Source organism: Pseudomonas sp. RA_15y_Pfl2_54, assembly GCF_963971015.1.
In the GTDB taxonomy this organism is placed as follows: Bacteria; Pseudomonadota; Gammaproteobacteria; order Pseudomonadales; family Pseudomonadaceae; genus Aquipseudomonas; species Aquipseudomonas baetica_A.
Genome location: NZ_CAXAPN010000021.1, coordinates 108,415 through 118,035, shown reverse-complemented (window position 1 = coordinate 118,035; position 9,621 = coordinate 108,415). Strand labels below are relative to the sequence as shown.

Here is a 9,621-nt window from a genome sequence, read left to right as displayed (position 1 = left end):
TGGAAGACGCGATCATCGTCGCCATCAACAACAAAATGCACAACTGCCAGGATCCAGGCAACTCGCACTTCACCCACCTGGAAGAAGTGCAGTTCACCTACCGCAAAATCACCTGGACCCACGAAGTATCCGGTACTTCGGGTTCCGATGACTGGCGTGCTCCAGTCGTTTAATTACGGCTGATCGTTACAAGCATCGGCCAGCTCTGCTGGTCGATGTTGTTTACGCCCCTCCAGAATTTCGCGTACGTTGACCCGCTTTTGCGGGCGTCGACGAGCGCCGCTGCACAGCACGAGGAACAAGGGATGTTCGCGCCGGCCAATGAAACCCACTTTGCCCTGACCATCGAAGGGCTCTCCGCCGATTTTCAGGTGTTTACCCTCACCGGCCGAGAAGCCATCAGCCAGCCCTTTGTCTTCGAGGTGGAGCTGGTCAGTGAAAAACCGTCGCTGGACCTCGAGACCCTGCTGCACAAACCGGCCTTCCTGCAACTGTCGCCCGACGGCAGCGGCATCCACGGCCAGATCTATCGCGCAGCGCAAGGTGATTCCGGCAAACGCCTGACCCGTTATTCGGTGACCCTGCGCCCGCAACTGTCGTACCTGGCGCACCGCGTCAACCAGCGCATCTTCCAGAACCTGACGGTGCCGAAAATCATCGGCATGGTCCTCGAAGAGCACGGCATTCAAAGCAACGCCTACGAATTCAAGACCGGTTCGATCTATCCCGAGCGCATCTATTGCGTGCAGTACGACGAATCGGACCTGCATTTCATCCAGCGCCTGTGCGAAGAAGAAGGTATCCATTACCACTTCCAGCACAGCGCCACGGCGCACAAACTGATCTTCGGCGATGACCAGACGGTGTTCCCGAAACTCCAACCCGTGGCCTATCAGCAAGACTCCGGCATGGTCGCCAGCGACCCGGTGATCAAGCGCTTCGACCTGCGCCTGGAAACCCGCACCAGCCGCACCACCCGCCGCGACTACGACTTCGAAAAACCACGCCTGACCCTGGAAAGCGAAAACCGTGGCGACGCCCTGCCCGACCTCGAAGACTACGATTACCCGGGCCGTTTCGTTGATCGTGAGCGCGGCAAACACCTGGCCAAACGCGCCCTCGAACGCCACCGCAGCGACTTCCAACTGGCTGAAGGCAAGAGCGATCAGCCGTTGCTGGTCAGCGGCCATTTTCTGGCCCTGACCGAGCACCCAAAAGCGAAGTGGAACGACCTGTGGCTACTCACCGAAGTGCTGCACGAAGGCAAACAGCCGCAAGTGCTGGAAGAATCGGTGACCAGCGACACCACCGCACTCAAAGACGATTTCCACCAGGGCTACCGCAACCGCTTCCAGGCCACCCCGTGGGACGTGCCAAACCGCCCGCCCCTGCGCCACCCGAAACCGCGCATCCTCGGCAGCCAAAGCGCCGTGGTCACCGGCCCCAAAGGCGAAGAAATCCACTGCGACCAATACGGCCGCGTCAAAGTCCAATTCCACTGGGACCGCGAAGGCCAGGCCGACGACAAAACCAGTTGCTGGCTGCGCGTCTCCAGCGCCTGGGCCGGCGCCCAGTACGGCGGCATCGCCATCCCGCGCATCGGCATGGAAGTGCTCGTCACGTTCCTCGAAGGCGACCCCGACCAACCGCTGATCAGCGGCTGCCTGTACCACAAGGAAAACACCGTCCCCTACGCCCTGCCGGCGAACAAGACCCGCACGACGTTCAAAACCCTGAGCTCAATGGGTGGCAGCGGTTACAACGAACTGCGCATCGAAGACAAAAAAGGCCAGGAACAGATCTACCTGCATGCCCAGCGGGATTGGGACGAGAACGTTGAGCACGACCAGAAGATTCGGGTGGGCAACGAACGCCACGACACGGTTGAGCAGAACAGCTACACGGAATTCAAAGCCGAAGAACACCACACCGTTTACGAAGACCGAAAAGTTGAAGCTCGGGCCAACGATCACCTGACCGTGGGCGTGAACCAGCACATCAAGATTGGGACTGGGCAGTTCATCGATGCCGGCCAGGAAATCCACCTAAGCAGCGGCATGAAAGTGGTGATGGAAGCCGGCGCCGAATTGACCCTGGTCGGTGGCGGCAGCTTTATCAAGATTGATGCCGGCGGCGTGACCATGAGCGGCCCGGTGATCAATATGAACTCCGGCGGCAGCCCCGGCAGTGGCACCGGCGCCGCGCCACTGATGCCCGGCATCCTGAAACAGGCCGACGCCGACAAGGCCGGCCAAGTGCTGACCCCGGCCCAGATCAACACCCTCAAACGCAACGCGCCATTCTGCGAAGAATGCGAAAAATGCAAGGCAGGTGCCTGTGCCATCTGATCGACTGACACCCAAGGATTGGCTGGCACAACAGCCGCTGCAGACTGGCGAGCGTTTGTATCTGGTCATCAGTGCGGCGAGTGATGCCGAGCCGCTCAAGCCGTTCTATCAGCAAGATGACGCACCACAACTGCAGCCTATTTGGAGTGGAACGCCTTACGCCGATTGGCTTCCCGTGATGCCGTATCTCGCCGAGATCACTCCCAATGCCAGTTTTCTGCAATGGATTACCGAAACCGATACATTGGATTGGGGTTGGCTAGCTGTATCCACCAGCCCGCCAAAAACGGTGCTGGAACATTTGCGCAGTCTGACTCAGGTAAAAATGCCGGACGCTACTGAAGTGTTTTTCAGATTCTGGGATGGTCGACATCTTCATCCGATCATCGAAGGGTTAGGTGCCACGGCAGGTGAATTGCTGCCAGTGTTCCAACGCTACCTGATCAACGGACAGACTCTCGAAGTCGGCAGAAGAGCAGTGCCACCCGCAAAAGAGTGGCCCTGGTGGGAGATCCCCAAAACGCTATTGGATGCCCTCGCGAAAAAGGACCACACCACCGTCGTAGATAACCTGATGCAGTGGCTGTCAGAAGATTGCCCCGAGTTGTATTTCGAATTCCCCGAAGCCAACTTGCGCAGAAAGGTTGAGCGCTTCGTGCGCCAGAACCCAAACACAGAAGAAATGGCAGAGCGTCTCGCCGCACAGCTGACAAAGGAAGTCACGTCATGAATACCCCGATTGGTACCCTGGTCCTGCGTGTGCTGGACGCCAAAGCGCCTGACGTGAGCCTGATTCTCAAAGACTTCAAGAACTGTCTGAGTGAATACAAAGACTGGGCGGACGGTTTCTGGACCGGCTGGGCACTGGATGTCGACCAGACCTTCAAGGTCGGCAACGAAGTCAGCGTATCCGAGCGAAAAACCAAGACCGGCGCAGTGGAAACTTACGCGACCTGCCCGCTGGTGGGTGACTTCACGCTGATTCACATGTTCGAATCGGCGCGATTCGTGCCTATTGGCAATACCCCGGTGAAACTGGAGCCGGTCACCAAAGGCACCTTTTACGACGACGTTACCGGACCGGTCATCGAAACCATGATCGGCCCGAGCGGTATCAAAGTGATCGAGGGGGCCAAGAAGGGTCAGACCTATCGCATCACTTTTTTCCCCAACGTATCCCAGAGTGACGTCAAGGCGCTCTATGACTCCTATCAAGGCGTTATCGGCAAGCTTGATGGCTGGCTGCAGAGCGAATGGTCGAGCAAGTTTCAGCCGCAATGGGCCAGTTACTCTGCAGCGGATCGCACCGGGCGTTCGGTGATTTTGCTCAAACGAGCCCTGGAGGGGTTTGAAAAGGCTCTGTTGCAGCTGTGGGATGACATCAAAAGCCTGTTCGAGCTGCTCGCCAATCCGAGGAAAAATTACGAAAAGCTGAAAAAGTACCTTTCGGACGTCGAGATCGACAAACTCTATGCAGCCTCCAAGGAGTCGATTGCTTCAGGGCTGTTGATCCTCAGCGACGAGCCGCTGATGTTCGTCTACGTCTCCGCCATTGTTGCTTGGGTCGGCATGCTACCGCCGCAGGTAGTTGTCGACGTGATGACTGCCATTGCCTCGGAATTCCTGATCAACGTACTGGTGGGCATCTGCCTGACAGGTGGCGCCGGACTGGCCGTGAGAGCGGGCACCAAAGTCCTCTCCACCGTCAAATCCGGAGAAGCCATCAAGTATCTTGAAGACCTCGCGTCTACCTTGATGACACTCAGCAACAAACACGCCCTGCCCGCCCATGCGGAAGTGTCGAAGACAATCATCGCCAGTGCCAAAAATGTGCCAATGAAGCCTGCCAAAACCGCAGCGCTGAAAATCGATGAAGCTACCACTGAAGCGCCAAAGGCTGGCTCGCGCAAGGCTGAACCCAAAAGTCAGGTAGAAGGGTTACCGTCACAAAAACAACTGCCTAAAACTGCAGATACTCCGAAACAGGAAGTCAAAGACGCCTCTTCGTTCCCAAGGGACAAGAAAAAGAACCAATCCACTTTGCAACCTGAGGAAAAAGTCGACGACGTTCCCGATCAGTCCAAGACTCCCGACGATAAAAGCGCAACCTGCGCGAAGAAAACCTGCACCAATGGCTGCCCGGTCTCGATGGTCACCGGTGAAGAACTGCTAACCATTACCGACGGTGAACTCGGTGGCCTGCTGCCGTTCAACTGGACTCGTCTCTACCGAACCAGCGCAACTGAAATCGACTGTGGTCTAGGCTATGGCTGGAGTCACGCCCTCGCTCAACGGGTGGACATCAAAGGCGACGAGGTCGTGTGGACCGATCACGAAAATCGGGTCACCACTTTTCCGATGCCCAGCTTACAGCGCCCGGCGATCACTAATAGTCTTTCGGCAGCCGCCATCTTCATTGGCGATGATGCGTCCGAACTCATACTGACCCAGGCCGGCGAAAAGCCGCTGTTCTATCACTTCCGCTTCAGCAGCAAAGGCGCGACGTTGATCGCCATCAGCGACAACTACGACAATCGCCTGCACATCACGCGTGACATCCATGGACGCATCAAGCGAGTGGATAACGGCGCTGGTCGTGCCCTGCTTGTCCGATACAACCTCAAGCACATTGTCGCCATCGACTATCAGCAGTTCCTACCGGCGGACAATCTCGAGGACGGCTGGAACACAGTTCAGACGCTGACCACCTATGAATACGATGCTCAACATCGATTGATCAAAGCCACAAACGCTCTGGGAGAGTCCGAGCGTTATGCCTACAACGAGCAAAACGTCATTCTTGAGCGGCAACTCGCCGGGGGCGCAAGCTTTTACTGGGAGTGGGAAAAGGAAGGCAAGTCCGCACGTTGCATCCATCACTGGGCCAGCTTCTCTCAGATGGATGCGCACTATGCGTGGGATGACAAAGGCAGCGTCACCGTTACCAATGCCGATGGAAGCGAAGAGGTCTATACGCACGATGACAAGGCGCGACTCGTCGCCAAAGTTGATCCGGACGGTGCCGAGCACTTAAAGGCCTATGACGACAAAGGCCGACTGATCGCCGAAAAAGATCCGATGGGGGCGGTTACGGAGTATCAGTACAACGAAGCTGGTCGATTGATCGCGGTGATACCGCCAGAAGACGCGCCGACCACCTACGAGTACTACAAGGGCTTTGTCCGTGTGGCGAATCGCGGTACCGCCAAATGGATCTACTGGCGTAACAACCAAGGTGACATCACTGAGCAAGTCGACCCGGATGGTAACTCGACGCATTACACCTATGATCGCCAAGGACGCCTGCTGGAGATCCGCCATCCCGACGGCAGCCGCCACCAGCTGGGGTGGAATAACCTCGGTCAATTGCTGGAGGAGCGCCTGCCCGATGGCGGCCAGCGCAAGTACCGCTACGATGCGCTCGGTCGCCAGATCACACGTCAGGCCGAAACCGGAGCGATTACTCATTATCAATGGGATGCCGCCAATCGACTGGCACAGATCACTCTGCCCGGCGGTGCTACCCGTGCATTCACTTACAACCCATACGGCCGCGTCACTGCAGAACGCGACGAACTGGGGCGCATCACTCGCTATGAGTACGCCGACAATCTTCATTTGGTCAGCCGTCGTATCAATCCGGACGGCAGCCAACTGCGTTATCGCTACGACAACGCACGCCTGCTGCTCACCGATATCGAAAACGAACGCGGCGAACACTATCAGCTCGATTACTACTCGAACGGGCTGATCCAGCAGGAAACCGGGTTTGACGGGCGTCGCACCGCCTATGAGTACGACCTCAACGGCAAACTGTTGAAGAAAACCGAGTTTGGTGACGACGGCAGTGAGTTGGTGACCGAGTATCAGCGCGATGCCTCTGGCCGCTTGCTGGTCAAAATCCTCGCTGATGGCGAGGAAATCCATTACAGCTACGATGCCTTGGGTCGCCTGGTAAACGTCGACGACGGCCACTGGCCCCTCGCCTATGAGTACGACGTACAAGATCGCCTGATCACTGAGCACCAAGGCTGGGGCACCACGCGTTACGAGTACGACAGCATTGGCCAACTGAACCATTGCCGACTCCCTGATGGCAGCACACTCGATTACCGCCATCTCTCCGGCGGCCGGCTGAGCAGCATCGACCTCAACGGCTCGCGCCTGACTACGCACCAGTTCGACGCTGGCCGCGAGCAGCAGCGCCAACAAGGCGTACTGCTTAGCCAATATCACTACGATGAACAGGGAAGGCTTCAAGCGCACACCGTAAGTCAGCAGGCTCGCAATCTGTTCCAGCGCCGCTACGCCTACGATGCAAACGGCAACCTGGCCGGCATCGATGACAGCCGCAAAGGAAACCGCAGCTACCACTACGACCCTCTGGATCGTCTGGTCAGCGTACGTGGCGCGACTCCGGAAACTTTCGCCCACGACCCAGCCGGCAACTTGCTCGGCCAAAGCGATCTGCCCACTGCAAACCTCGCTAACGTCAAAGGCAATCGCCTGCTTATGCAAGGCGACCGACATTACGACTACGACGCCTACGGCAACCTGAGCCGCGAACGCCGTGGTACCGGCCAGCAACTGGTCACCGAATATCGCTACGATTGCCAGCATCGTTTGATTGGAGTCAGCCTTCCCGGTGGCAGCACCGCAAGCTACAAGTACGACGCGTTTGGCCGTCGTATCGAAAAAACCGTCGATGGACACACCACTGAATTTCTGTGGCAAGGTGAACGCCTTATTGCCGAGAGCGCTGAAAATCGCTACCGCACCTACATCTACGAGCCAGGCAGCTTCCGCCCATTGGCAATGCTTGATGGCGAAGGCCCGCTAAAGGCAACACCGTTCTATTACCAACTCGACCACCTTGGTACACCTCAAGAACTCACCGACTACAGCGGTGAAATCATGTGGTCGGCGAGATACCGTGCATACGGCAACCTTGCGGCGTTGAACGTCAGCGAAATCGACAATCCGCTGCGCTTCCAGGGTCAGTACTTCGACGCCGAGACGGGCTTACACTACAACCGGCACCGTTACTACAACCCAAACACAGCACGTTTTCTGACGCAGGATCCGATCAAACTTGCAGGTGGATTGAATAACTACCAATACGCACCTAACCCAACAGGATGGGTAGACCCTTTGGGCCTAGATACTTGTCCTGGGGGAGATGGATGCAAGCCCCCCACCGGCATTGAAGATCCTATATCCAATTCGAGAGTAGACGACCTCACCAAAGCCCCTGAGGTAGCACAGTCCAAACCGGATTTCTACGTAGGTCCCTCGGGCCCGGACTCCACAATGCCCTCAACTGGATATCGATATATCCGATACAAAAATGATGATGGAACTCTTAACAAATGGGGTCAGGACGCAATAGAGACGAAGAGCCAGGGGGTAACCTACTTCGGATTCGAAAAACATGAATCAGGTAAAGACGCACGAAATGCATTTCAGGTTAAAGGGCCTGAACATGGACCGGACGAAAATGGTCCAGGCTCATGGAGCGATGGGCGCATCCGGGCAGAATTTGATACTTTGCAGCTCTACACTGACGGGAAGCCGAGAGCACGTGTTCCTTTTTGGAAGGGTGATACTGACGAATCCCAATTAGAGCCTTTAGCTGAGGCCTATAAAAAATACGGCGATGGAGGAGCGCAACAACTTCATCTCGATGGTAAGAAAGTTAACTTCGATAAAGTAGATATACTCCCGGAGGAGTAATGAGGACCTTTTACATAATTGCAAAAAATGATATGGAACCTACTATTCCGCATAGCTCAAGCTGGCCGAAAGTTATAGGCTACTCATTTACGGATAAGTATTTTTATTTATCGGAGGGTAAAGGCCATGGATTCGCAGCGAACGACATGCCTGAATCAAAAGCGAGGAGACCAGAGTGGATTGAGATATTTTTAGCTCTAGATGCAATCTGGTTCTTAGATCTAATCGACAACACAAACTTCACAAACGAAAAAGATTTTTTTGATAGAATAACTACAATACTTGGCAGTGTAGACACGATAGCTTTCTGATAAAAACATAAAAAATTCCAGAGTCAATGCAACCATCGAAAAATTAAAACTCAAAGTTACCAACAGTAGCAACATAATAAGTCTTCAGAGTCTCTTCTGAACGCACTCGCCGGAGCCCTTTAGTCGAGAACAACTACTGGCTATTTTAGGTCGAAATCAGTCGCTCGTGTACGGTAGCAATCGGCCAGTGTTACTTGCCTGACTGCAAGCCATGTGCAATAACGGAGTTTATAGACTAAAAAGAGCCGCGGTCTACGCGACTCTTTTCTTCTAGCCAGCTAAAAATCAAAGTAATTGTAACGAAATACTGGCACTCGTTGAATCTTGTTGTGTTGCCGCTGATGCGATTTTGACCCAGGCTGCCTGAATTCATTGATCTATCCAAATATTCAGCGAACGATGTGTTTACGCGGGATTTCACAGGCCGCATATAGGTCAGTCAAAATCAGCAACCTGGGTCAAAATCGTATCAGCGCTAACAGGGTGTTGGCCGCATGCTCGTCGCAAGTTCGTGGAAGCACAAAAAGTGCAGCCTAAAGGCAAGATAGGACGTGCCGACATCGCGCTGAACTTGATCAACAAACTGTATGGCGTAGAGCGTGATCTAAAGGATGCCAGTGACGACGATCGTAAAACCGGCCGTCATGATCGGAGTCTGCCAGTACTGGCTCAGTTAAAAAGCCGGATGAAAAAGACGCAGCCATAAGTTACGTCTCAGAACGCCTTGGGCAAGGCCATCGGCTATCTGGCAAGTAACTGGAACAAACTGGAGCGGTATATCGAGGAAGGCTATCTGCCAATCGACAACAACGCTGCCGAGCGCGCGATCAGGCCCTTCGTCATCGGAAGAAAGAACTGGTTGTTTAGCGACACACCCAAAGGCCCGACCGCCAGTGCTCAACTTTACAGCTTGGTCGAGACTGCCAAAGCCAACGGCCAAGAGCCCTATGCGTGGCTGCGCCACGCATTAGAACGGCTACCACTGGCGACCTCGGTTGGAGATTACGAAGCGCTGTTGCCGTGGAACTGCTCGCTGGTATCGCCCAGCTAAGCGCTCTACCCATCTTGTAGTCGGTGGGGTTTATGGAGCGCTTACTCAGTTTTGAGGTGTGTTTGAGGTAGCGAAACAGCAAGCGCTCAACGGCGCCGGCGAGACGTGCATAGCGTTTGCGCGAGCAATGCCGGGCAATTTGGCGGAACAGTTTTTTTGGCCACACGCACAGCCATTA

4 protein-coding genes and 2 pseudogenes are annotated in these 9,621 nt (G+C 55.2%); all 6 read left to right on the top strand.

Translation table 11 applies throughout. The features are described 5' to 3' along the window. Positions 1–173 (top strand): annotated as a pseudogene (locus AACY50_RS16885) (Hcp family type VI secretion system effector); the annotation flags it as partial. Positions 174–305: 132 nt separating this feature from the next. Beyond that, positions 306–2,348, top strand: coding sequence for a type VI secretion system Vgr family protein (gene tssI / locus AACY50_RS16880; protein ID WP_339538882.1), 2,043 nt, complete (start codon positions 306–308; stop codon positions 2,346–2,348). Further along, positions 2,338–3,078, top strand: a complete 741-nt coding sequence (locus tag AACY50_RS16875; RefSeq protein WP_339538881.1) for a DUF4123 domain-containing protein — start codon at positions 2,338–2,340, stop codon at positions 3,076–3,078. The genes tssI and AACY50_RS16875 overlap by 11 nt, the downstream gene beginning before the upstream one ends. Beyond that, entirely contained in the window at positions 3,075–8,081 is a 5,007-nt protein-coding gene (locus tag AACY50_RS16870; protein ID WP_339538880.1) for an RHS repeat-associated core domain-containing protein, read from the top strand. The genes AACY50_RS16875 and AACY50_RS16870 overlap by 4 nt, the downstream gene beginning before the upstream one ends. Continuing rightward, positions 8,081–8,392 carry a hypothetical protein gene (locus AACY50_RS16865; RefSeq protein WP_339538879.1) on the top strand — a complete coding sequence of 104 codons (312 nt, stop codon included), beginning with the start codon at positions 8,081–8,083 and terminating at the stop codon, positions 8,390–8,392. Before AACY50_RS16870 ends, AACY50_RS16865 begins: the two co-directional genes overlap by 1 nt. 484 nt (positions 8,393–8,876) lie before the next feature. After that, positions 8,877–9,443, top strand: a pseudogene (tnpC, locus tag AACY50_RS16860) (IS66 family transposase); the annotation flags it as partial. Positions 9,444–9,621: the final 178 nt, after the last annotated feature.

Excerpts from the sequence above, each read along its gene's own strand:
- tssI (WP_339538882.1), top strand. The coding sequence starts at position 306 with ATGTTCGCGCCGGCCAATGAAACCCACTTTGCCCTGACCATCGAAGGG.
- AACY50_RS16870 (WP_339538880.1), top strand. The coding sequence starts at position 3,075 with ATGAATACCCCGATTGGTACCCTGGTCCTGCGTGTGCTGGACGCCAAA.
- AACY50_RS16865 (WP_339538879.1), top strand. The coding sequence starts at position 8,081 with ATGAGGACCTTTTACATAATTGCAAAAAATGATATGGAACCTACTATT.